The 22,652-nt window shown below is 72.6% G+C and carries 18 protein-coding genes; 11 read left to right on the top strand and 7 right to left on the bottom strand.

Annotated features, from left to right (window positions below; genetic code table 11):
- Positions 1 to 873 (bottom strand): SDR family oxidoreductase (locus N869_RS04590; RefSeq protein WP_052104980.1); only part of this gene is annotated, 873 nt, incomplete at its 3' end.
- 483 nt (positions 874 to 1,356) lie between these two features.
- Here N869_RS04590 and cysK point away from each other — a divergent pair.
- From cysK to N869_RS04550, 8 genes are all read left to right on the top strand, one after another.
- Positions 1,357 to 2,292: a cysteine synthase A gene (gene cysK / locus N869_RS04585; protein ID WP_035058483.1), complete on the top strand. Its 936-nt coding sequence runs from the start codon at positions 1,357 to 1,359 to the stop codon at positions 2,290 to 2,292.
- 3 nt (positions 2,293 to 2,295) lie between these two features.
- Positions 2,296 to 2,880: a serine O-acetyltransferase EpsC gene (gene epsC, locus N869_RS04580; RefSeq protein ID WP_035058481.1), complete on the top strand. Its 585-nt coding sequence runs from the start codon at positions 2,296 to 2,298 to the stop codon at positions 2,878 to 2,880.
- A 466-nt stretch (positions 2,881 to 3,346) separates the two neighbouring features.
- A complete protein-coding gene (locus N869_RS04575; RefSeq protein ID WP_052104979.1) occupies positions 3,347 to 4,180 on the top strand; it encodes an ABC transporter ATP-binding protein in 834 nt (277 codons plus the stop codon).
- A gap of 61 nt (positions 4,181 to 4,241) precedes the next feature.
- Complete coding sequence (locus N869_RS04570) at positions 4,242 to 5,282, top strand: aliphatic sulfonate ABC transporter substrate-binding protein (RefSeq protein ID WP_035058479.1); 1,041 nt, start codon at positions 4,242 to 4,244, stop codon at positions 5,280 to 5,282.
- 37 nt (positions 5,283 to 5,319) lie between these two features.
- Entirely contained in the window at positions 5,320 to 6,207 is an 888-nt protein-coding gene (locus N869_RS04565) for an ABC transporter permease (RefSeq protein ID WP_035058476.1), read from the top strand.
- A 29-nt stretch (positions 6,208 to 6,236) separates the two neighbouring features.
- Entirely contained in the window at positions 6,237 to 8,303 is a 2,067-nt protein-coding gene (acs, locus tag N869_RS04560; RefSeq protein ID WP_052104978.1) for an acetate--CoA ligase, read from the top strand.
- Complete coding sequence (locus N869_RS04555) at positions 8,300 to 9,655, top strand: O-acetylhomoserine aminocarboxypropyltransferase/cysteine synthase family protein (RefSeq protein ID WP_052104977.1); 1,356 nt, start codon at positions 8,300 to 8,302, stop codon at positions 9,653 to 9,655. Before acs ends, N869_RS04555 begins: the two co-directional genes overlap by 4 nt.
- Positions 9,652 to 10,188 carry a CoA-binding protein gene (locus tag N869_RS04550; RefSeq protein ID WP_052104976.1) on the top strand — a complete coding sequence of 179 codons (537 nt, stop codon included), beginning with the start codon at positions 9,652 to 9,654 and terminating at the stop codon, positions 10,186 to 10,188. Before N869_RS04555 ends, N869_RS04550 begins: the two co-directional genes overlap by 4 nt.
- 75 nt (positions 10,189 to 10,263) lie before the next feature.
- On the opposite strand, the gene N869_RS04545 is transcribed toward N869_RS04550, so the two are convergent.
- Positions 10,264 to 11,412: a PP2C family protein-serine/threonine phosphatase gene (locus N869_RS04545; protein ID WP_035058473.1), complete on the bottom strand. Its 1,149-nt coding sequence runs from the start codon at positions 11,410 to 11,412 to the stop codon at positions 10,264 to 10,266.
- Between the two features lie 121 nt (positions 11,413 to 11,533).
- Between N869_RS04545 and N869_RS04540 the strand changes: the two genes are divergently transcribed.
- Positions 11,534 to 12,778, top strand: coding sequence for a GNAT family N-acetyltransferase (locus N869_RS04540; protein WP_035058470.1), 1,245 nt, complete (start codon positions 11,534 to 11,536; stop codon positions 12,776 to 12,778).
- Between the two features lie 12 nt (positions 12,779 to 12,790).
- Here the strand turns inward: N869_RS04540 and N869_RS04535 are convergent, their stop codons facing one another.
- A complete protein-coding gene (locus N869_RS04535; RefSeq protein ID WP_035058467.1) occupies positions 12,791 to 13,240 on the bottom strand; it encodes a ribose-5-phosphate isomerase in 450 nt (149 codons plus the stop codon).
- Between the two features lie 75 nt (positions 13,241 to 13,315).
- Between N869_RS04535 and N869_RS04530 the strand changes: the two genes are divergently transcribed.
- Positions 13,316 to 15,334, top strand: coding sequence for a M13 family metallopeptidase (locus tag N869_RS04530; RefSeq protein ID WP_052104974.1), 2,019 nt, complete (start codon positions 13,316 to 13,318; stop codon positions 15,332 to 15,334).
- A gap of 27 nt (positions 15,335 to 15,361) precedes the next feature.
- Here the strand turns inward: N869_RS04530 and N869_RS04525 are convergent, their stop codons facing one another.
- On the bottom strand, positions 15,362 to 15,952 hold the full coding sequence (locus tag N869_RS04525) for a hypothetical protein (protein ID WP_052104973.1): 591 nt from the start codon (positions 15,950 to 15,952) through the stop codon (positions 15,362 to 15,364).
- A gap of 107 nt (positions 15,953 to 16,059) precedes the next feature.
- Positions 16,060 to 16,680, bottom strand: coding sequence for a mycothiol-dependent nitroreductase Rv2466c family protein (locus N869_RS04520; RefSeq protein ID WP_035058464.1), 621 nt, complete (start codon positions 16,678 to 16,680; stop codon positions 16,060 to 16,062).
- Between the two features lie 164 nt (positions 16,681 to 16,844).
- Between N869_RS04520 and pepN the strand changes: the two genes are divergently transcribed.
- Positions 16,845 to 19,418 (top strand): aminopeptidase N, encoded by a 2,574-nt coding sequence (gene pepN, locus N869_RS04515; protein WP_035058462.1) that lies wholly within the window; start codon positions 16,845 to 16,847, stop codon positions 19,416 to 19,418.
- A 70-nt stretch (positions 19,419 to 19,488) separates the two neighbouring features.
- Here pepN and malQ read toward each other — a convergent pair whose 3' ends face one another.
- The gene (gene malQ / locus N869_RS04510; RefSeq protein WP_035058458.1) at positions 19,489 to 21,606 is read right to left on the bottom strand and encodes a 4-alpha-glucanotransferase; all 2,118 of its coding nucleotides are present in this window, start codon (positions 21,604 to 21,606) and stop codon (positions 19,489 to 19,491) included.
- 866 nt (positions 21,607 to 22,472) lie between these two features.
- The coding region (locus N869_RS18410; protein WP_035058452.1) for a hypothetical protein at positions 22,473 to 22,652 on the bottom strand (180 nt) is incomplete at its 5' end.

The raw sequence follows: 22,652 nt of genomic DNA, 5'->3' as shown, positions 1-22,652 counted from the left end.
CCACCCGCCGTCGATGCGCGCCTCGCGGTCGCGGGGGCTGCGGACGTTGCCCTCCGTGGGGGCGGCCCGCTCGTCGGAGAAGTGCGTGCGGTCCATCAACCTGGCCGACACCCGCTCGGTGAGGCCGGGCGCGAGCCGGTTGCCCAGCAGGCCCAAGCGGGTCGAGGCACCGACGACGACCTCGCGTCGGGGGTGGGCGGCGCAGCGGACGATCGCCGCGGCGACCCGGCGGGCGTCGACGGGGGCACCGGGCGGGGTCACGACCCGCCCGGTGAGGTTGGCGCCGCTGGCGAAGAACGGGGTGTCGATCGGCCCGGGCAGGACGGTGGACACGGAGATGCCCGGCACGTCCCGGACCTCCTGGCGGATGCACTCCCCCATGGCGCGCATCGCGTGCTTGGAGGCCACGTAGGCGCTCTGGTACGGCGCACCCGTCTTGCCCAGGATCGAGGCGACGTTGACCAGCACGCCGCCGCCCTGCTCGCGGAACCACGGGAGCGCGGCCCGGGCGCCGTGGTAGGACCCGAACAGGTTGGTCTCGACCACGCGACGCCACAGCTCGCCGGGGACCTCCTCCAACCGGCCGTAGGCGATGACCGCGGCGTTGTTGACCCACACGTCGATCCGCCCGAACCGGGCCACCGCGGCACGCGCCACCTGGCTCACGGCCTGCTCGTCGGTCACGTCGGCGGCACGGACCAGCACGTCGGCGCCCTCGCCGCGGCACTCCGCGGCGAGCTCCTGCAGCGCCCAGTCCCGTCTGGCCACCAGCACCAGGCAGGCGCCGCGCCGCGCGAACGCGTGGGCCGTGGCACGCCCCACGCCGCTGGACGCGCCGGTGATCACGACGACGGATCGGTCAGGTCTGGGCATCGGGGCTCTCCTTCGGTCGGGTGGGCCCAGGCGCCGTGGCGGCCTCCCGGGCCGTGCGGGTCGAGAAGGCGTCCCTCGTCACGCTATGCACCGCCGCCGGCGGCCGCGACCGCTGGGACGTCCGCCCTGCGTCCCTGGCGTTGCGCGTGGCGGCAGGGGCGCACTAGCGTCAGCCCGAGCAGGCACCCGTCCGGGCTGCCGTCGTGACCGCCGCGAGGAGGGCAGGCATGCGCACGAGCACCGTGCCGATGCCCGCAGTGGCGTGTCGTCGTTGTCGCTGTCCGCGGAGCGCTGGCACCGCCTGATCGCGTGCGACCCGGCCCTGTGCCGACCGGTCCAGGCCAGCGCTCCTACCCCCAGCGCCTTCCGGCCCGCCCCTGCCCGCCGGCAGACCCCTCGGCGCCCCCACCGCGGGTGTGCCGCTTCCACCGCATCCACCGCATCCACCACGCGGCCATGCCGCCACCCGAGACGAGGAATCCCATGCCCCGCATCCACGAGGACGTCACCCAGCTGATCGGCAACACCCCGCTGGTCCGGCTGAACCGCGTCACCGACGGCGCCGAGGCGACCGTCGTCGCCAAGCTCGAGTTCTACAACCCGGCCAACTCGGTCAAGGACCGCATCGGCGTCTCGATCGTCGACGCCGCAGAGGCCTCGGGCCAGCTTCCCGCGGGCGGCACGATCGTGGAGGCCACCAGCGGCAACACCGGCATCGCCCTGGCGATGGTCGGTGCGGCGCGCGGCTACGACGTCGTGCTGACCATGCCCGAGACGATGTCCAAGGAACGGCGTGCGCTGCTGCGCGCGTTCGGCGCCGAGCTCGTCCTGACGCCCGGCTCCGAGGGCATGAAGGGCGCGGTGTCGCGCGCCGAGCAGATCGTCGCCGAGCGTCCCGGTGCCGTCCTGGCCCGCCAGTTCGCCAACGAGGCCAACCCCGCGATCCACCGGGCCACCACCGCCGAGGAGATCTGGAACGACACCGACGGCCAGGTCGACATCGTGGTCGCGGGCATCGGCACGGGCGGGACGATCACCGGTGTGGGTCAGGTGCTCAAGGAGCGCAAGCCCGAGCTGAAGATGATCGCGGTCGAGCCGGCCGAGTCCCCCATCCTCAACGGCGGCCCGCCCGGCCCCCACAAGATCCAGGGCATCGGGGCGAACTTCGTCCCCGAGATCCTCGACACCGAGATCTACGACGAGGTCGTGGACGTCGACGCCGAGACCTCCGTGGACGTGGCCCGACGCGCCGCCCGCGAGGAGGGCCTGCTGGTGGGCATCTCCTCGGGCGCCGCGATCCACGCCGCGGTGCAGGTGGCGAAGCGACCGGAGAACGCCGGCAAGCTGATCGTGGTGATCGTGCCGTCGTTCGGCGAGCGCTACCTGTCCTCCATCCTCTACGCCGACCTCCTGGACTGACCCGTGTCGCGCCTGCAGGACTTCCTCACCCTGCTGCTGGAGGACCTCGACGCCGCCCGCCGTCGCGACCCCGCGGCACGCAGCCGGATCGAGGTCGCCCTCGGCTACCCGGGGGTGCACGCCCTGTGGGCGCACCGGGTCATCCACGCGATGTGGCGTGAGCCGCTCCTGCGGCTGCCCGCCCGCCTGGCGTCCCAGCTGGTCCGGGGGCTGACCGGGATCGAGATCCACCCCGGGGCCCAGCTGGGCCGGCGGCTGTTCATCGACCACGGCATGGGCATCGTCATCGGCGAGACCGCCCAGGTCGGGGACGACGTCGTGCTGTTCCACGGCGCGACCCTGGGCGGGCGTTCGATGACCCGCGGCAAGCGGCACCCGACCCTGGGTGACCACGTGGTGGTCGGGGCCGGGGCGAAGATCCTCGGGCCCGTCTGGATCGGCGACGGCGCCCAGGTCGGGGCGAACGCCGTCGTGGTCAAGGACGTCCCCGCGGGTGGCGTGGCGGTGGGGGTCCCGGCGCAGGTGCGCACGCGACCCGAGCAGGCACCGGCGGTGGACCTGGTGGAGGACCCCGCGATCTACATCTGAGCACGGTGTCAGGGGTGTGCCCCGGGTCGCTCGCGGCCCGGGGCACACCCCTACCCACCTCTACCCGCCTCTACCCGCCCCTACCCGCTCTCACCCGTCTCGCCATGTGGCCGTGCGAGGGGTTCATCCTTGCGCTGCACCCTGACGGCACCTACGCTACGACCGAAGGTCCCACGGACCGGACACGAGGTCTCGCCAGTCGAGACGCCACACGGAGGGGAGGTTCGCGCCGATGAGCTGTCACCGTGACATGACGACGGCGCGGCCGATGCTGCCCTCCCTGCACGGCTGTATGCCGTGCGCTGGCGTCTGACGGACCGAGCAGCACACCGGTCCGGCCAGCCCGACGAGGGGCCCGGACGCCAGCGCATCAACCCCGACTCCCGCACGCAACCGTCGTGCCCGGCGAGCCGGCCCCGCCTCCGGGCGAGCGCTGAGCACGGGCACCCGTCCGGAGGACACCACCATGGCGATCACCACGCCCACCACGGTGCGCTCGCACCCCGCCCACCCCGTGTCGATCCAGGGTGTGGGCCGCACGTTCCCGGCGCGGGACCGCAAGGGCGCCGGCACCCAGGTGCTGGCCGACGTCGACCTCGAGGTCGGCGCCGGTGAGATCGTCGCCCTGATCGGCGCCTCGGGCTGCGGCAAGTCCACCCTCCTGCGGCAGGTGTGCGGCCTGGACACGCCCACAGCAGGTCGCATCCTCATCGACGGCTCCCCCGTGAACGGGACCGACGAGCGCTGCGCCGTCGCGTTCCAGGAGCCCCGCCTCCTCCCCTGGCGCACCCTGGCCCAGAACGTCAGCCTCGGCCTGCCCCGCGGCACCGACCGTGGCGCCGGGCGCCAGCGCGTCCACGAGCTGCTCGAGCTCGTGGGGCTCGGGGCCTGCACCCACTACCGACCCCGCCAGGTCTCCGGCGGCATGGCCCAGCGGGCCTCCCTGGCCCGGGCCCTGGCCCGCAACCCCGGTGTGCTCCTGCTCGACGAGCCGTTCGGGGCGCTGGACGCGCTGACCCGGCTGCGCATGCAGGACCTGCTGCTGGACGTGCACGCCGCCGAGCCGGCGACCGTCCTGCTCGTCACGCACGACGTCGACGAGGCCCTGTACCTGGCCGACCGGGTCGTCCTGCTGGGACGGCCCAGCGGTGCCGAGCCCCACGCACCCAGCGGCGTGCAGACCGTCGTCACCGTCCCCGGGTCCCGCCCGCGGGACCGCGGCGACGCCGAGCTGGCGCACCTGCGCGCCGGGCTCCTCGACGGGCTCGGCGTGCCCACCCACCACCAGACCACCACCTGAACCCACGACCCCCCGGCGGGCCCACCCGAGGCCCCCGACCCGACCGGAAGGCACCACCCCCATGCAGATCCGCACCGCACTGCCCCTCGCCGCGGCCACCGCAGCAGCACTGGTCCTCGGCGGCTGCGCCACGGGTGAGGGCTCCGCGACCGACGCCCCCTCCCCCGGCGCCACGGCCTCGGGCGAGTGGAGCTCGGACTCCCTGACCCTGGACTTCGCCACCTACAACCCCCTCAGCCTCATCATCCGTGAGCAGGGATGGCTCGAGGAGACGCTCGGGGACGACGTCACCGTCACCTGGGTGCAGTCCGCCGGGTCCAACAGGGCCAACGAGGGCCTGCGCGCCGGAGCGATCGACGTCGGCTCGACCGCCGGCTCCGCCGCGCTCCTGGCCCGGGCCAACGCGACCCCCATCCACACGATCAGCGTCTACACCCAGCCCGAGTGGGCCGCGATCGTCGTCGACGCCGACTCCGACATCACCTCCGTGGCCGATCTCGCCGGACGCTCGGTGGCCGCGACCCGCGGCACGGACCCGTACTTCTTCCTGCTGCAGTCCCTCGAGGAGCACGGGGTGGAGCTCGCCGACGTCGAGATCCAGAACCTGCAGCACGCCGACGGTCGGGTCGCCCTGGAGAACGGCGACGTCGACGCGTGGGCCGGCCTGGACCCGATCATGGCCGACAGCGAGGTCAACGCCGGATCCGAGCTGATCTACCGGAACATCGACTTCAACACCTACGGGTTCCTCAACGCGACCGAGAGCTTCCTCCAGACCTCCCCCGACCTGGCCCAGCTGGTGGTCGACGCCTACGAGAAGGCCCGCGCCTGGGCCCTGGACAACCCCGAGGAGACCGCGCAGATCCTCGCCGACGTCGCCGGCATCGACCTCGAGATCGCCCAGCGGGTCATCCTCGAGCGCACCGTCATCGACCTGGACCCGGTGCCCGGCGACGCCCAGCGCGAGGTCCTGGAGGTCGTCGGCCCGATCTTCGTGGAGTTCGGTGACGTGCGCACCCAGGAGGACATCGACGCCGCGCTCGACACCCTGTTCGAGGACTCCTACGCCGCGCAGGCCGACCCCACGTCCCTCGACGGCTGACCCCACCCCAACCCCGCAGGACCAGGAGGAGCGCACCATGAGCACCCCCGCCAGGACCGGCGCCCCCGGCGCCGTCGACGCCGGCAGTGCCACAGGTGGCGACAGCGCCCGGAACGACCGGCCGCACGCTCTCGCCGGCTCCCGCCCCCGCCGGACCCTGCCCGCCCCCCGCTGGGGGCGGCTGGCCCTGGCGCTGGTGGTACCGGTCACCCTGCTGAGCGCCTGGCACCTGGCGACCGCGGTCACGGGCGTGTTCGCACCGCACCAGCTCCCCGCCCCGGCAAGCGTGTGGCAGGCGGCCGTCGAGCTCGCCACCTGGGACCGCGGCCCGAACCTCTGGACCCACGTCCAGATCTCGACCCAGCGCGTGCTCCTCGGCTTCACTCTCGGCGCTGCCCTCGGGCTCGCCGTCGGAGCCGTCGTCGGCCTGTCACGCCTGGGCGACGCACTCCTGAGCGGGACGTTCGGCGCCGTCCGAGCCGTCCCGTCCCTGGGCTGGGTCCCCCTGCTCGTCCTCTGGATGGGCATCAACGAGGACTCCAAGGTGACTCTCATCGCCATCGGCGCGTTCTTCCCCGTGTACACCACCGTCGCCTCGGCGCTACGGCACGTGGACAAGCACCTGGTCGAGGCCGGACGCGCCTACGGCCTGCGAGGCACGTCCCTGCTCGTCCGGGTCCAGCTGCCCGCCGCGACGCCCGCCGTGGTGTCCGGTCTGCGCCTGGCCCTGGCCCAGTCCTGGCTGTTCCTCGTCGCAGCCGAGCTCATCGCCTCGTCGATGGGCCTGGGTTTCCTGCTCATCGACTCGCAGTCCAACGGCCGTGTGGACCGCATCCTGCTCGCCCTGGTGGTCCTGGCGGTGCTGGGCAAGCTCACCGACGCCCTCCTCGGCATGGCCGAGCGGCGCCTGCTACGCCGGTTCTGACGCCCCACCCCTTCGACCCGGAAGGCACGATGACCTCCCCCACGATCACCAACCTCCTGACCGAGGCCCGCACCTTCCCGGCCCCGGGCGGGGACTGGAACGTCGGCCCGGCCGACCACGCACGCCTGACCGCCGAGGCGGAGGCCGACCACGTCACCTTCTGGGAGGAGGCCGCGCGGCGCCTGCAGTGGGACCAGCCGTGGCACACCGCGCACACCTGGGAACCCGCGGTCCAGGACCCCGCGGACCCCGAGCAGCTGACCGTGCCGCGGGCCACGTGGTTCGCCGGTGGCCGCCTGAACGTGGCCGTCAACTGCGTGGACCGCCACGTCGCGGCCGGACGGGCCGACAAGGTCGCCCTGCACTTCGAGGGTGAGCCCGGTGACCGCCGCACCTACACCTACGGCGACCTGCAGCGGGAGGTGTCCCGCGCCGCCAACGCCCTGACGGACCTGGGGATCGGGCCAGGTGACCGTGTGGTGGTGTACCTCCCGGTGCTTCCCGAGACCGTCGTGGTCACCCTCGCCATCGCCCGCATCGGGGCGGTGCACTCGCTGGTCTTCGGCGGGTTCTCGGCCGAGGCCGTCCGGTTCCGCGTCCAGGACACCGGCGCCAAGCTGCTGGTGACCAGCGACGGGCAGTTCCGCCGCGGCACCGCGGTGCCCACCAAGGCTCAGGCAGACGAGGCCGTCGCCGGCCTGGACCACGTCGAGCACGTCCTGGTCGTGCGGCGCACCGGGGACCAGACCGGCCCCACCCCCTGGACCGAGGGCCGGGACGTGTGGTGGCACGAGGTGGTCGACACCGCCCCCGACACCCACGAGGCGGAGTCGTTCGACGCCGAGCACCCCCTGTTCATCATCTACACCTCCGGGACCACCGGGAAGCCCAAGGGCCTGGTGCACACCGGCGGCGGGTACCTCACCCAGGCGTCCTGGACCCACTGGGCGCAGTTCGACGCCCGCGAGGACGACGTCCACTGGTGCACCGCCGACCTCGCCTGGGTCACCGCGCACACCTACGAGATCTACGGCCCGCTGTCCAACGGCCTGACCCAGGTGATCTACGAGGGCACCCCGAACACGCCCCACCCCGGCCGCCACTTCGAGATCATCGAGCGCTACGGGGTGACCGTCTACTACACGGCGCCCACCCTGATCCGCACGTTCATGACCTGGTTCCCCGACGGGCTCCCCACCGACCACGACCTGAGCTCCCTGCGGCTCCTGGGCACCGTCGGGGAGTCCATCAACCCCGAGGCGTGGGCCTGGTTCCACGCCCAGGTCGGCGGCGGGCGCGCGCCGATCGTCGACACGTGGTGGCAGTCCGAGACCGGCGCCGCGATGATCGCCCCCCTCCCGGGCGTGACGACCCTCAAGCCCGGCTCCGCGACCCGCCCGCTGCCGGGCATCTCGGCCAAGGTCGTCCACGAGGACGGCACGGAGGTCGGACGCGGGGAGGGTGGCCTGCTCGTGGTGGACCGCACCTGGCCGGGGATGGCCCGGACCATCTGGGGCGACCCCGAGCGCTACCGGGACTCCTACTGGTCCCGGTTCGCCGCCCAGGGCTACTTCTTCGCCGGGGACGGCGCCCGGTACGACGACGACGGCGACATCTGGCTGCTGGGCCGCGTGGACGACGTGATCAACGTCTCCGGGCACCGACTGTCCACCATCGAGATCGAGTCCGCGCTGGTCACCCACCCCGACGTCGGGGAGGCCGGCGTCGCCGGGGTCACCGACCCCACCACCGGCCAGGCGATCGCCGCGTTCGTGATCCCCACCCGTGCCCCCGCAGACCCGGACGACGCCGCCGCCTGGGCCGCGCACAGCGCCGCCGTGGCCCAGACCCTCCGGTCGCACGTGGCCAAGGAGATCGGCCCGGTCGCCAAGCCCAGGGACGTGCTGGTGGTGCCCGACCTGCCCAAGACGCGCTCGGGAAAGATCATGAGAAGGTTGCTCGCCGACCTGGTCGCCGACGGCACCCTGGGGGACGTCACCTCCCTGCAGGACGAGGCAGCCCTGCACCGCATCCGGGCGGTGCTCACCGCACGCCAGCAGGCACTGCGCACCACCGACGCCGAGGAGACCCCGTGACCGACGCAGCCGAGCGCCGCTGGGGGTTCCGCACCCGCGCCCTGCACGCCGGCGGCGTGCCCGACGCCGCGACCGGGGCCCGCGCCGTCCCGATCTACCAGACGACGTCGTTCGTGTTCCAGGACACCGCCGACGCCGCGAACCTGTTCGCGCTGCAGAAGTACGGGAACATCTACTCCCGCATCGGCAACCCGACCGTCGCCGCCCTCGAGGAGCGCATCGCCTCCCTCGACGGCGGGATCGGCGCGGTCGCGACCGCATCGGGGATGTCCGCCGAGTTCATCACCTTCGCCGCGCTCGTCGGCGCCGGGGACCACGTGGTCGCCGCCGCCAGCCTGTACGGCGGCACCGTCACCCAGCTGGACGTGACCCTGCGCCGGTTCGGCGTCGAGACGACGTTCGTCCCGGGCACCGACCCGGCCGACTACGCGGCCGCGATCCGCCCCGAGACCAAGGTCGTGTACGCCGAGGTCGTCGCCAACCCCTCGGGCGAGATCACCGACATCGCCGGGCTCGCCCGCGTCGCCCACGACGCGGGACTGCCCCTGGTGATCGACGCGACCCTCGCCACCCCCTACCTGTGCCGCCCCATCGAGCACGGCGCCGACATCGTCCTGCACTCGGCGACCAAGTTCCTCGGTGGCCACGGCACCACCCTGGGTGGGGTGGTGGTCGAGAGCGGGCGGTTCGACTGGGGCAACGGGAAGTTCCCCCAGATGACCGAGCCGGTGCCCTCCTACGGGGGCGTGAGCTGGTGGGACAACTTCGGTGAGTACGGGTTCCTCACCAAGCTGCGCTCCGAGCAGCTGCGCGACGTGGGGCCCGCGTTGTCCCCCCAGTCCGCCTTCCAGCTGCTGCAGGGCGTCGAGACCCTGCCCCAGCGGATGGACGCCCACCTCGCCGGCGCCCGGGCCGTCGCCGAGCGGCTGGACGCCGACCCCCGGGTCGCCTACGTCACCTGGGCGGGCCTACCCGGCCACCCCCACCACGACCGGGCCCACCGGTACCTGCCGCTGGGCCCCGGCGCGGTGTTCGCGTTCGGCCTCAAGGGGACGCCGGACGTGCCCCCGCGGCAGGCCGGGCGCACGCTCATCGAGTCCGTCGAGCTCGCCAGCCACCTGGCGAACGTGGGTGACGCCCGCACCCTGGTCATCCACCCCGCGTCCACCACCCACCAGCAGCTCACCACCGAGCAGCTCCGGACCGCGGGCGTGCCCGAGGACCTCGTCCGCATCAGCGTCGGCCTGGAGGACGTCGAGGACATCCTGTGGGACCTGGACCAGGCCCTGACCGCCGCCGTCGGCCCCGCGAGCGGCGACCCCGCCCCGACCACGCCCGAGGTGACCGCATGAACGACGCCTGCTCCCTGCCCGCACCCGGCACGGCGAGGACGTCGGACTCGGCAGGGCGCACCTGGACCGGGCCCACCGCCCCGGCACGCCTGGGGATCCTGCGGCGGACGCGGTCCGTCGCGATCGTCGGGGCCTCGCCCAAGCCGTCCCGCGCCAGCTACTTCGTGGCGACGTACCTGCTGTCGTCCTCGCCGTACGAGGTGTACTTCGTCAATCCCCGCGCCACCGAGATCATGGGACGGCCCGTCTACCCGTCGCTGGCCGAGCTGCCCGTCGTCCCGGACCTGGTGGACGTCTTCAGGCGGCACGAGGACCTGCCGACCGTCCTGGACGAGACCCTGGCCGTGGGTGCCCGCACCCTGTGGCTCCAGCTCGGGTCCTGGCACGAGGAGGTCGCCCGACGCGCCGAGGACGGCGGCCTGCAGGTTGTCATGGACCGCTGCCTGAAGATCGAGCACGCCAGGTTCCACGGGGGCCTGCACCTGGCCGGCTTCGACACCGGGGTGATCAGCTCGCGCCGCGCGCCGGCCTGACACGGGCACCCGGTGCCGTCGCCCCCGATGGCGTCACTCGCGGGTCGTCGTTCGCGGGTCGTCGTTCGCGGGTCGTCATTCGCGGTGGACGAGGATCAGGGCACGGTCGTCACCCTCACCGGCCCGCACCCCGGCGAGCACGGCGTCTGCGCCGCCGGAGCGCGTGGCGACCACCCGCTCGGCCTCACCCATGAGGCGGTCGATGCCGAGCTCGACGTCCGCGCCGGGCGTCTCGACCAGCCCGTCGGTGTAGAGCATCAACGTGTCGCCGGGCTCGAGGACGCCCTCGTGGACCACGAACGTCGGTGAGGGCACCACGCCCAACGCGGGGCCGCCGGCGGTGTCGATCAGCTCGACGCGGCCCGAGCCGGCGTGCAGGTGCACCGCCGGGGGGTGACCGGCGGTCGACACCCAGAACGAGGACGTCGACAGGTCCACGGCCAGGTGCACGGCTGTCGCGAAGCCCTCGGGCCAGTCCTGGCCCAGCAGGTAGTCGTTGGCCGCGGGCAGGAACGCCTCTCGCGGCATCGCTCCCAGCAGCCCGCCGAACGCACCGGACAGCAGCAACGACCGCACCCCGGCCTCCTGCCCCTTGCCCGAGACGTCGACCAGGACGAGCTCCAGGACGTCCGGCTCACCGCGGGACGCCACGACGAAGTCCCCCGAGAACGCCTCGGCGTAGGCCGACCTGACCACGCTGTCCACGTTCCACCCCGGCGGCAGCACGGGGATGCGGCCGTGGGCGACCAGCCGGTCACGCAGGTCGACGAGCATCAGGTCGCTCGCGGCGCCCTGCAGGCCCAGCCGCTCCCGTCCCCTGACGAACACCAGCCCCGAGACGACGGCCAGCCCGAGCACCACCACCATGCCCGGTGGCATCCCCTCGGCCTGCCAGGAGCGCAGGACGATCAACGTCCCGGTGACGACCCCGCTCAGCAGGACCATGCCCCACAGACGCAGGACGAAGACCCCAAGCAGCAGGATGAACAGCAGGATGGACGGCGGCACCCAGTCGGGCTGCACGGCGACACCGACACCGGCGAGCACGGTGACCCCCGACAGCAGCACGCTGGTCCAGATCTGGCGGGTGTGCGCCAGGGACCGGCGCCGGAGCACCCGGCGGGCGGCGCTCGAGGCGCGCCCCGACGAGCGGCGGCGTGGGAGCGTCGGGCTCCTCGCGCCTGGCCGCACATCGGGAGCACCCGGCGGCGCCGTGGTGGTCATTTTTTGAGGCTACCCACGCCAGGTCCCTCACCACCTGCTGGAGGGCCCTATTCCTCCGAAGAATCCCGGTCAGCGGACAAATGGCCTGGCCAGATCGGTACAGGTCGGACACGATGCCTGCATGACGACACCAACGCCCGGGTACCGCACCGTCACCGTCGACGAGGCCCGCAAGGCCGACCTGCTGACCATCGACCGCTGGGCGTTCCCCTCGGGCCTGCCCGACGGTGCGTTCGCCGCGCTGCCGGTGCCGCTGTCGTGGGACCGGACCCGCGGGGTGCGGTCGGGCTCCGGTGACCTGGTCGCCGTCCACTCCTCGTACCCCTTCCAGGGGCTGCCCGTCCCCGGTGGGACGGTGGACGCCGCGGGCCTGACGTGGGTGGGGGTGCACCCGGGGCACCGGCGGCGCGGGATCCTGCGCACGATGATCACCGACCACCTGGAGCGGACGTCGGCCCGGGGTGAGGCCGTGTCGGTCCTGACGGCCTCGGAACCGTCGATCTACGGCCGGTTCGGTTACGGCTCGGCGTGCCCGGCCCTGCGCCTGACCGTGCCGCGGGGGGCCGCTCTGCGGGACGTGCCCGGGGCCCAGGACGTGCACCTGGAGATCGAGACGCTCGACGTGGCCCGCCACGCCCCCACGATCCGGGCGCTGCACGGGCGCGTGGGGCGTCCCGGGTGGGCGACGCGCACCACCACCGCGCTGGAGGCCTCGTTCCTGCACGACAGCGAGCACACCCGAGACGGGCACGAGCCGCTGCGCGTGGTCACGGCGTCCCTGGACGGCACACCCACGGGGTACGCGCTGTTCCGGCGTCGGCTGCGGTGGGAGGACACGGCCGCCTCGGGCACGGTCTCGGTGGTCGAGGCCGTGGCCCGTGACGCCGCGACCGCCCGCGCCCTGTGGGGTGCGCTGCTCGACATGGACCTGATGTCCGGGACCGAGGTGGGCCTGCTCCCGGTCGACGACGTCCTGACACACCTGCTGGTGGACCTGAGGGCTGCCGCACCACGCCTGAAGGACCACGTGTGGGTGCGGCTCGTGGACCTCCCTGCCGCGCTGCGGGCGCGGCGCTACGCGGCCCCGGTGCACGTGGTGCTGGAGGTCGCCGACGCGATGGTGCCGGCGAACGCGGGCCGGTGGCGGCTGCAGGGCGGTCCGGACCACGCCGAGGTCACACGCACCGACGCCGACCCCGACCTGGTGCTGGACGTGCGCGAGCTCGGGACCGTGTACCTGGGTGGCGTGAGCACGGCAGCGCTGCACGCCGCCGGCCTGGTGCGCGAGGTCACCGCCGGGGCGGTGGCCCGGGCGGCCGTGGCGTTCGGCTGGCCCACGGCCCCCGGCTGCTCCTGGGTGTTCTGACCTACGGGGCGGTCAGCGCGAGGCCTCGTAGGCGGCGAGCAGGTCGATGCGACGCTGGTGCCGGGCGTCACCGCTGAACGGCTCGGCCAGGAACGCCTCGACCAGGCCGATGCTCTGGTCGACGGAGTGCTGGCGGGCCCCGATGGCGATGACGTTGGCGTCGTTGTGCGACCGGCCCAGGCGCGCGGTGTCCTCGTTCCAGGCCAGGACGGCCCGCACACCGGTCACCTTGTTGGCCGCGATCTGCTCACCGTTGCCCGACCCGCCGATCACGATGCCCAACGTCCCGGGCTCGGCGACGACGGCCTCACCCGCGGCGGTGCACATGGGCGGGTAGTCGTCCAGGGCGTCATAGGTGTGGGCGCCGTGGTCCACGACGTCGTGGCCCGCGGCCTGCAGGTGCTCGACGAGCGCGGACTTCAGCTCGTACCCGGCGTGGTCGGCGGCGATGTGGATGCGCATGGGGACACATCCTGCCAGGTCGCCGACCCCGGGCCGGTCACCGGTCCCCAGCACGGGGTCACCTAGCCTGGGGGCATGACGACCACGCCCGCAGACGCCCCCGCGCCCGCCGACCAGGCCCCCCGCAGCGGCATCGACCGCGCCGCCCTCGACCCGGACGTGCGGCCCCAGGACGACCTGTACCGGCACGTCAACGGCCGGTGGATCGCCGCGCACGTCATCCCCGAGGACCGGGCCATCGACGGGGCGTTCCGCGCCCTGCACGACCGCAGCGAGGAGCGCGTCCGGGCCATCATCGAAGAGCTCGGGGCCGCCGTGGCCGACGGTCAGGACCCCGACGGGGCCGCAGGGCAGGTGGGCGCGATGTACGCGAGCTTCATGGACACCGGCACCGTGGAGGAGCGCGGGCTCGGTGCGATCGCCGAGGAGCTGGCGGCGATCGACGGCGCGTCGGACCGGGACGCCCTCACTGCCGTCCTGGGGAACCTGCAGCGCACCGGTGGCGGGGGCGCCGTGGCGTTCTGGGTGGACAACGACGCCGCCGACCCCGACACCTACGTGGTGTACCTGCACCAGGCCGGGCTCGGCCTGCCGGACGAGGCGTACTACCGGCAGGAGGAGTACGCGCAGGTGCGGACCGCGTACCGCGCCCACCTGGAGCGCGTCCTGGGGCTGGGCGGCAGCCAGGACCCGGCGGCCGACGCCGACGGGGTCCTCGAGCTGGAGACGCTGCTGGCCGCCGAGCACTGGGACGTGGTCAAGGACCGCGACGCCCAGCTCACCTACAACCCGATGACCCTGACGGACCTGACGTCGGCCGCCCCCGGGTTCGACTGGCGGGCGTGGGTCGAGGCCATGCAGGTCCCCGCCGGGGCGATGGACTCCCTGGTGGTCCGGGAGCCCGGGTTCGTGATCGCGTTCGCCCGGCTGTGGGCCCAGCTGCCCGTCACCCGGTGGCAGGCCTGGCTGCGGTACCACCTGGTGACCGCACGCGCACCGTTCCTGCACCAGGAGGTGCTGGAGGCGAACTTCGACTTCTACGGGCGCACCCTCACCGGGGCGACCGCCCTGCGGGACCGGTGGAAGAGGGGTGTGTCCCTGGTCGAGGGCACCCTGGGCGAGGCCGTGGGCCAGGTGTACGTAGCGCGGCACTTCCCGCCCAGCCACAAGGAGCGGATGGTGACGCTCGTGGAGAACCTGGTCGCCGCCTACCGGGAGTCGATCGCCGACCTGGACTGGATGAGCGAGGAGACCCGCGGCCGGGCCCTGGAGAAGCTCGCCGCGTTCACCCCCAAGATCGGGTACCCGGAGCGGTGGAAGAGCTACGACGGGTTGGACGTCCGCCCCGAGGACCTGGTGGGCAACGTCCGGCGTTCGGCCGCGTACGAGCAGGACCGGGAGCTGGCGAAGATCGGGCGGCCCGTGGACCGTGACGAGTGGCTCATGACCCCCCAGACGGTCAACGCCTACTACAACCCGGGGATGAACGAGATCGTGTTCCCGGCTGCGATCCTCCAGCCGCCGTTCTTCGACCCCGAGGCCGACGACGCCGTCAGCTACGGCGGGATCGGTGCGGTGATCGGTCACGAGATCGGCCACGGGTTCGACGACCAGGGCTCCCGCTACGACGGGACCGGCCGGCTCCACGACTGGTGGACCCCGCAGGACCGCGCCGAGTTCGACGCGCGCGCCTCGGCGCTGATCACGCAGTTCTCCACGTTGTCCCCCGCCCAGCTGGGCCAGGAGCACACCGTCAACGGGGCGCTGACCATCGGGGAGAACATCGGGGACCTGGGTGGCCTGTCGATCGCGATCAAGGCCTACCGCATCGCCCTGGGCGGCGACCTGGGCGGTGCCCCGGTGATCGACGGGTTCACCGGCATCCAGCGGGTCCTGCTCGGGTGGGCCCAGGCGTGGGCCACCAAGGCCCGCGACGAGGAGGTGCTGCGGCGGCTGGCGACCGACCCCCACTCCCCCGAGGAGTTCCGCTGCAACGGCGTGGTGCGCAACCTGGATGCGTTCCACGACGCGTTCGAGGTGGGTCCCGGCGACGACCTGTACCTGGACCCCGCGGACCGGGTGCGGATCTGGTGATCCCGGTCCCGGCGGTGCCGGGCGACGTCAGGGGAAGAGGGTGTACCCGGCGCGGGCGAGGGAGAAGCCCGCGCCGGACCCGTCGTGACGGCACGTGACACCGTTGGTCGAGCTCTGGCAGGTCATCTCGCCGACGGTGCTCGCCTCGCCGTAGTCCAGCTCGGGAAGACCGTCGGGGAGGCTCGGGCCGGAGCCCGTGCACGGGAACGTCGTGGTGCCGCCCGCCTCGATCCGCAGCACCGCACCGCGCTCACCGTCGCAGCCGTCGGCGGCCGGTGGGTCGTAGCTGTAGCTGAGGATCGAGCAGGTGGCGGCCGTCTCACCCATCTCGCAGAAGATGTTGCCGCTGGGCAGGCGGAACGCCTCGACCGTCTCGGACTCGGTGGGCTCCTGGGGGGCCTCGGTCTCGGGGTTGGTCTCGTCCTGCCCCGGGTCGGTGCCGTCGGTCGCGACGGGCGCGTCCTCGGGGCCGTCGTCGTCGCCGGAGAACACCTGAACCGCGAACAGGACCAGGAACAGCACGAGCACCACGTCGATGACCAGGAACGCGGTGAGCCCGGGGCCCAACCGCCGGAAGAACCCCGGACGGTCGGTCGACTGGTCCACCATGCTGCGCACCCCTCATCCCCGGGCCGACAGGCCCCGCTGGCGGTCAGCCGGACTGCCGACCGCCTGGAAGCATGTCACGTGCGCCCCGGGGCCGTCGGACGTCCACAGGTCGCGGGTCAGTCGAAGACGGGGCCCTGGGTGCGGGTGCGCTTCAGCTCGTAGAAGCCGGGCACCGAGGTCACCAGGGCGAACCCGTCCCACAGGCGCCCGGCGTCCTCCCCCTTGGGTGCGGGGGTCATCACCGGCCCGAAGAACGCCGTGCCGTTGATCGCGACGACGGGGGTGCCCACCTCCTCACCGACCAGGTCGATGGCCTGCTGGTGGGAGGCCCGCAGGGCATCGTCGTGGGCGTCGGACGACGCGGCCTCGATCAGCTCGGCCTCCAGCCCGACCTCCTGCAGCGCCTCGGCCACGACGGTCATGAGCTCCTCGCCGCGCCCACCGGGGTGCAGGCGGGTGCCGATCGCGTCGTACAGGGGCTTGAGGACCTGCTCGCCGTGGGCGAGGCTCGCCGCCACCAGCACCCGCACCGGCCCCCACGCGGCGTCCATCGCGCTGCGGTACTCGGCGGACAGGTCACGTCCTTCGTTCAGGACGGCGAGGCTCATCACCCGCCACCGCACCTGCACCGGGCGGACCTTCTCGACCTCGGTCATCCAGCGTGAGGTCATCCACGCCCACGGGCACAGGGGGTCGAACCAGAAGTCCGCGGTGCCGTCCTGCTGCTGGTCGCTCATCAACGCTCCTCGTCGTGGTGGCTGTCCTTCCAGCGACAAGCCGCCGCGGGCCGGTCACATTCCCGTGACACGTGGTCACTACCGTGCCAGGTCCGCGGGCGCCGGGGACGTGGCCCGTGAAAGGATCACCGCACAACCCTGCCACCAGCCCGAGGAGCACCACAGTGCCCGCAGAGAACCTCACCCGTGACGAGGCGCGCGAACGCGCCTCGGTCGTCGACGTCCGCGCCTACGACGTCGTCCTGGACCTCACCACGGGACCCACCACGTTCCGGTCGACGACGACCATCCGGTTCGGCGCCGAGGCCGGTGCCACGACGTTCGTGGACCTGATCGCACCGACCGTGCACGAGGTCGTGCTGAACGGTGTGGCCCTGGACCCCGCCGCGGTGCACGCCGACTCCCGCATCACCCTCGAGGGTCTGGCCGCGGACAACGAGCTGCGGGTGGTCGCGGACTGCGCGTACATGACCACCGGTGAGGGCCTGCACCGGTTCGTGGACCCCGTCGACGACGAGGTGTACCTGTACTCGCAGTTCGAGGTCGCCGACTCCCGTCGGGTGTTCGCCGTGTTCGAGCAGCCCGACCTGAAGGCGACGTTCGCGTTCACGGTCACCGCCCCCGAGCACTGGACCGTGATCTCCAACTCCCCCACCCCCGAACCCGCGCTGGTGGCCGGCCAGCCGGGCGCCGCCCGGTGGATCTTCGCGCCCACCCCGCCGTTGTCGAGCTACGTCACCGCGGTCGTCGCCGGCCCCTACCACCGGGTTGACGGGGAGCTGACGAGCATCGACGGGCGGACGGTGCCCCTGGGCGTCCTGTGCCGTGCGTCGCTGGCCGAGCACCTGGACGCCGACGAGATCATGGACATCACCCGGGCGGGCTTCGCGTTCTACGAGAAGACCTTCGACATGCCGTACCCGTTCGCCAAGTACGACCAGATCTTCGTGCCGGAGTTCAACGCCGGGGCGATGGAGAACGCGGGCGCGGTCACGTTCCTCGAGGCGTACGTGTTCCGGTCCAAAGTCCCCGACGCGATGGTCGAGCGCCGTGCGGTGACGATCCTCCACGAGCTGGCCCACATGTGGTTCGGGGACCTGGTCACCATGCGGTGGTGGGACGACCTGTGGCTCAACGAGTCGTTCGCCGAGTACGCCTCGACCCTCGCGACCGCCGAGGCGACCCGGTGGACCCAGGCGTGGACGACGTTCGCCTCGATGGAGAAGGCGTGGGCGTACCGGCAGGACCAGCTGCCCTCGACCCACCCGATCGTCGCCGACATCCGTGACCTGGAGGACGTCGAGGTCAACTTCGACGGCATCACCTACGCCAAGGGCGCGTCCGTCCTCAAGCAGCTCGTCAGCTGGGTGGGGCAGGACAAGTTCTTCGAGGGGGTGCGCGCGTACTTCGCCAAGCACGCCTGGGGCAACACCGAGCTGCGTGACCTGCTCGTGGAGCTGGAGGAGACCAGCGGCAGGGAGCTGACCCCGTGGTCGGCGCTGTGGCTGCAGCAGGCCGGTGTGACGCTGCTGCGCCCTGAGGTGAAGACCGACGACGACGGGACGATCACCTCGTTCACCGTCACCCAGGAGACCCCTGAGGACCACCCCGTGCAGCGGCCGCACCGGCTCGCGGTCGGCGGGTACGACCTGGTCGAGGCGCCGGACGGCACCCCCCGCCTGGAGCGGGTGGTGCGGGTGGAGCTCGACGTCGACGGCCGCAGCACCGACGTGGACGAGCTGGTGGGGCGGCCACGCCCGGACCTGATCCTGGTCAACGACGACGACCTCGCGTACGCCAAGACCCGTCTGGACGAGCGGTCACTGGCGGTGGCGACGACGAACCTGCACTCGTTCTCGGACTCCCTGCCCCGCACCCTGGTGTGGGGTGCGGCGTGGGACATGACCCGCGACGGGGAGCTCGGTGCACGGGAGTTCGTGGACCTGGTGATCGGGAACATCGCGTACGAGACCGACTCCTCGGTCAGGCTCGTGCTGCTGCGCCAGCTCGCCACGACCCTGGACCTGTACGTGGCGCCCCGGTACCGGGCGGAGGTGACCGCCCTCGCCGCCGACGCGTTGCTGCGCCTCGCCGGTGAGGCCGCGCCCGGGAGCGACGCCCAGCTGCAGCTGGTGAAGGCGTTCGCCGCGCGGGCCGCCACACCTGGTCAGCTCGACGCGGTCGCCGCGCTGGTGGACGGCACCGCCCCGCTGCCCGGGCTGGAGGTCGACACGGACCTGCACTGGGAGCTGCTGACCAGCCTGGTCGCCGGTGGCAGGGCTGGTGCCCTGGACATCGACGAGCGGCTCGCCGCGGACGCGACGGCCTCGGGCGAGCGCGCAGCGGCGACGGCTCGTGCGGCGATCCCCACCGAGGACGCGAAGGCGCGGGCGTGGGAGGCGGTCGTGGAGCACGACACCCTCACCAACGCGATCCAGACGTCCACGATCGCCGGCCTGGTGCGCGTCCACGACCGGGACCTGCTGGTCCCGTTCGTGGACCGCTACTTCGCGTCGTTGGAGCAGGTGTGGACGAGCCGGACCAACGAGATGGCCCAGAACATCGTGGTGGGCCTGTACCCGACGCCGCTGGCCGGCTCGTCGGTGGACGTGCTGGGCCTGACCGACGACTGGTTGGGTGACCTGGGCGACCGGCACCCGGCGCTGCGGCGTCTGGTGGTGGAGGCCAGGGACGGTGTGCGGCGGGCGCTGGCCGCGCAGGAGCGCGACGCCAGGTAAACGGTCGGTGGCCCTGCGGGACGTCCCGCAGGGCCACCGGGCCGGTTCTCCCGGGCCCTGCGGGGGCGGCTCAGCGCCTCAGGGCAGCGACCAGGGACCGCAGGCGGGGGTTGTCGAAGAGGTCCTCGACGAGGACGAGGTTCTGGGCCGAGTCCGCCAACGGGACCTTCCAGTTGGGGTACTCCTGGTCGGTGCCGGGCTGGTTCTGGGCGCGCCGCTCCCCTACCGCGTCGGCCAGTGACACCCCCAGCAGGACCGACGGTGCGGTGAGCAGGAGCCGGTGCATGGCCTCCACGACCTCCCGCTCGGAGGGGTCGTCGGTGACGAGCCCGCGGGAGGCGAGCAGCTGGAGCATCTCGGTCCGCTCGGCGCGGGCTGCCGCCCGCACCTTCTCGACCGGTTCGGTGAGCAGGCCCAGCTGGTCGCGGAGGTCGACGTGCTCACCGGCGAGGTACCCGGCGGTGGGTGGCAGGTCGTGGGTGGTGACGGTCGCCAGGGCCAGGCGCCGGTACCGCTCCGGTGGGATGAGCCCGCCACCGTCCCGTTCGAACCACTGCACCGAGGTGCCGAGCACGCCCCGGTCGCTGAGGTAGTCACGTACCCACGGCTCGAACGTGCCGAGGTCTTCGCCGATGACGACCGCGCCGGCGCGGTGCGCCTCGAGGCAGAGGATCCCGACGAGGGCCTCGTGGTCGTACCGGACGTACGCGCCTTCCTGGGCGCCGCGGCCCCGGGGGATCCACCACAACCGGAACAGGCCGATGACGTGGTCGATCCGGATGGCGCCGGCGTGACGCAGGACGGTGCGGAGCATGTCCCGGTACGGCCGGTACCCGGCCCTGGCCAGGGCGTCGGGCCGCCACGGCGGCTGGGACCAGTCCTGCCCCTGCTGGTTGTACATGTCCGGTGGTGCGCCGACGGACACCTCGGGGGCCAGGACGTCGCGCATGGCCCACGCGTCGGCGCCGGCGGGGTGGACCCCCACGGCCAGGTCGTGCATGATCCCCAGGCGCATCCCGGCGTCCTTGGCCGCGCGCTGGGCTGCTGCGAGCTGCTCGTCCGCGACCCACTGCAACCAGCAGTGGAAAGTGATGCGGTCGGCGAGCTCGGTGCGCATCTGCGCGGCGGCGTCACTGGAACGGTCGTGGAGCTCCTGGGGCCAGGGTCGGTCGCGGTAGTGCTCGGTGAGCGCGCACCAGGTGGCGAAGTCCTCCAGGCCTTGCCCCTGCTCGGCACGGAAGTGTTCGAAGGCCGCCTGCCGGGCGGCGCTGCGGGGGTGGGCGTGCACGACCTCGAGGGCGATCTTCTTCGCGGCCCACGCCGTGTCACGGTCGATGGGGCCCGGGTCGGTGCTGAGCGGCCGGGCCACCTCGGCCTGCCACTCGATGAGGGACCTCTCGGCGACCGGGAGGTAGGCGGTCTCGGGCACGTCCTCGACCCGGATGTACAGGGGGTTCACGAACCGCCGGGTGGTCGGCAGGTACGGGGACGGGGTGACGGGCACGGACGGTTCCGCTGCGTGCAGCGGGTTGATGAGGAGGAAGTCCGCGCCGGCGCGCCGGCCGGCCAACCACCCGATGTCGCGCAGGTCAGCCAGGTCACCCACGCCCCACGACTGGGTCGAGCGCACCGAGTAGAGCTGGGCCATGAGCCCCCAGGCGGGGTGCTCGTCGAGCCCTGCGGGGAGGTCCAGCCGCTGGGGGGTGACCACCACGTCACAGGTGGCCGTGGTCTCGCCGCTGCGCGCCACGAGCGTGTGCCACCCGAGCGGCAGGTGCTCGGGCACCGCGACGGTCGCCCGGCCCACCGCACGCCCGTCGACGGTCCGTGGCGGCACGTACCGGTCGAGCTGGTCGACGTCGTGGCGGGTGCCGTCCTCGAGCTCGAGCCACGCGTGCACGGGGGCACCGTCCTCGACGTGGACAGGGACCTCGGCAGGGGTTCCCCGTCGCACCACGACGACCGGGGGCAGCGTCTGACGCCACTGGTCGTCGTCGGCGTCGGCGAGTGCGACGTCGACCCGTTCCGGTGTGGTGGCGTCCACACCCATGGCGCCCAGCACGGACACGAGGGTCGCGGCCGACACGTCACGTCGCTGACCGTCGAAGCCCCAGAAGTCCGGGGAGACGCCGTGCAGGCGGGCCAGGGTGAGCAGCTGCTCGGACGGGGCGTCGGTTGTCTCTGACACGTCTCGATCCTGCCAGAGCGGGGCCCGATCGCACCTGGGCACGAGAACGGCAACCGGGCGCCGCCGACCACAACAGGATCAACGCCGCGTCCCGACTCACTCTGGACGTCGTCGATGTCCGGGGTCTCTCCCTCGTCCTCACCCGGGTCGATCTGAATCCCGACGTCGACCCGGGCGTCGCGCTCGAAAGGGACGACGGGCAGCTGAACGGACTGCGGCCGTCGGGGACCTCACGACGGCCCTCCTGCGCGCTCCGAGTCGGGCATCTTCGGCCTCTTCAGGATTCGGAAGGGCCTGACCGACGGCGAGAATCACCGGGACCACCTCCGCGGTTGACGCACGTCACGACTGTCGCGTGCTCGACTCAAGAAGCGAGATGGCGAAGTCCACCACCGCACCGACGTCAGACTCAAGCAACGGACGCGCGCCACCGCCGTCCGGCCCGATGTAGCTGAGTTCTCCGATGTCCTCGACGAGTAGTACAACTCGGGAATCGAACGTGATCTCAACTAATGCCGTTCGCCACTGGATCGTCGGGTCCCTCCACGTGACTGGAACACCACGGAGGACCGCCGACTCGTATACAAGCCTGAGCACTTCTTGGTTTCTTTCATGAGTGCCACGAGCCGCTTGCTCTCTCATCCCGACCAAGACCCCCTTCCGGTTCATCGCATGGCGAGGGCCGGCGCGCGCACGGCATCACCCGGATCGAGCGCTTCATGACCGATGACACCTCGGTCTAGCGGTGGTCCCTGCGCGCCGCCGCCTTTGCCCCGTGGCTCGAGCACTACACTCCACGACGCTACAGCACTCTCGGAGGACCTCCACCGACCACCCGGCTGTGACCAACGGACGGCCGAGTGCAACTACTTGCGCCCCGAATCCAGATCAAGCAGAGCTTTTACCTTCTCGTCGAGCAAACAATTGGGCTGCAGCACGCAGATAATGTGGGCATCTACGAGTGGCGTCAGGGCGGTGGTGTCGGTGGCTCGCTCCTTGGCCCCCAACCACCCGTAGCTCAGCGCCCCGGTGCTTGGGCCGGTGGT

Origin of the sequence: Cellulomonas bogoriensis 69B4 = DSM 16987 (assembly GCF_000767165.1) — a bacterium.
GTDB classification, from domain to species: domain Bacteria; phylum Actinomycetota; class Actinomycetes; order Actinomycetales; family Cellulomonadaceae; genus Actinotalea; species Actinotalea bogoriensis.
Note: the sequence above shows the minus strand (reverse complement) of the source record. Positions and strands in the feature narration are given on the sequence as shown.

What these genes read in the sequence shown, in the direction of transcription:
- N869_RS04520 (WP_035058464.1), bottom strand. Translation starts at nt 16,680, where the DNA reads ATGAGCGACCAGCAGCAGGACGGCACCGCGGACTTCTGGTTCGACCCC.
- acs (WP_052104978.1), top strand. Translation starts at nt 6,237, where the DNA reads ATGACCTCCCCCACGATCACCAACCTCCTGACCGAGGCCCGCACCTTC.
- N869_RS04550 (WP_052104976.1), top strand. Translation starts at nt 9,652, where the DNA reads ATGAACGACGCCTGCTCCCTGCCCGCACCCGGCACGGCGAGGACGTCG.
- N869_RS04575 (WP_052104979.1), top strand. Translation starts at nt 3,347, where the DNA reads ATGGCGATCACCACGCCCACCACGGTGCGCTCGCACCCCGCCCACCCC.
- N869_RS04535 (WP_035058467.1), bottom strand. Translation starts at nt 13,240, where the DNA reads ATGCGCATCCACATCGCCGCCGACCACGCCGGGTACGAGCTGAAGTCC.
- N869_RS04530 (WP_052104974.1), top strand. Translation starts at nt 13,316, where the DNA reads ATGACGACCACGCCCGCAGACGCCCCCGCGCCCGCCGACCAGGCCCCC.
- cysK (WP_035058483.1), top strand. Translation starts at nt 1,357, where the DNA reads ATGCCCCGCATCCACGAGGACGTCACCCAGCTGATCGGCAACACCCCG.
- N869_RS04545 (WP_035058473.1), bottom strand. Translation starts at nt 11,412, where the DNA reads ATGACCACCACGGCGCCGCCGGGTGCTCCCGATGTGCGGCCAGGCGCG.
- N869_RS04540 (WP_035058470.1), top strand. Translation starts at nt 11,534, where the DNA reads ATGACGACACCAACGCCCGGGTACCGCACCGTCACCGTCGACGAGGCC.
- N869_RS04565 (WP_035058476.1), top strand. Translation starts at nt 5,320, where the DNA reads ATGAGCACCCCCGCCAGGACCGGCGCCCCCGGCGCCGTCGACGCCGGC.
- N869_RS04570 (WP_035058479.1), top strand. Translation starts at nt 4,242, where the DNA reads ATGCAGATCCGCACCGCACTGCCCCTCGCCGCGGCCACCGCAGCAGCA.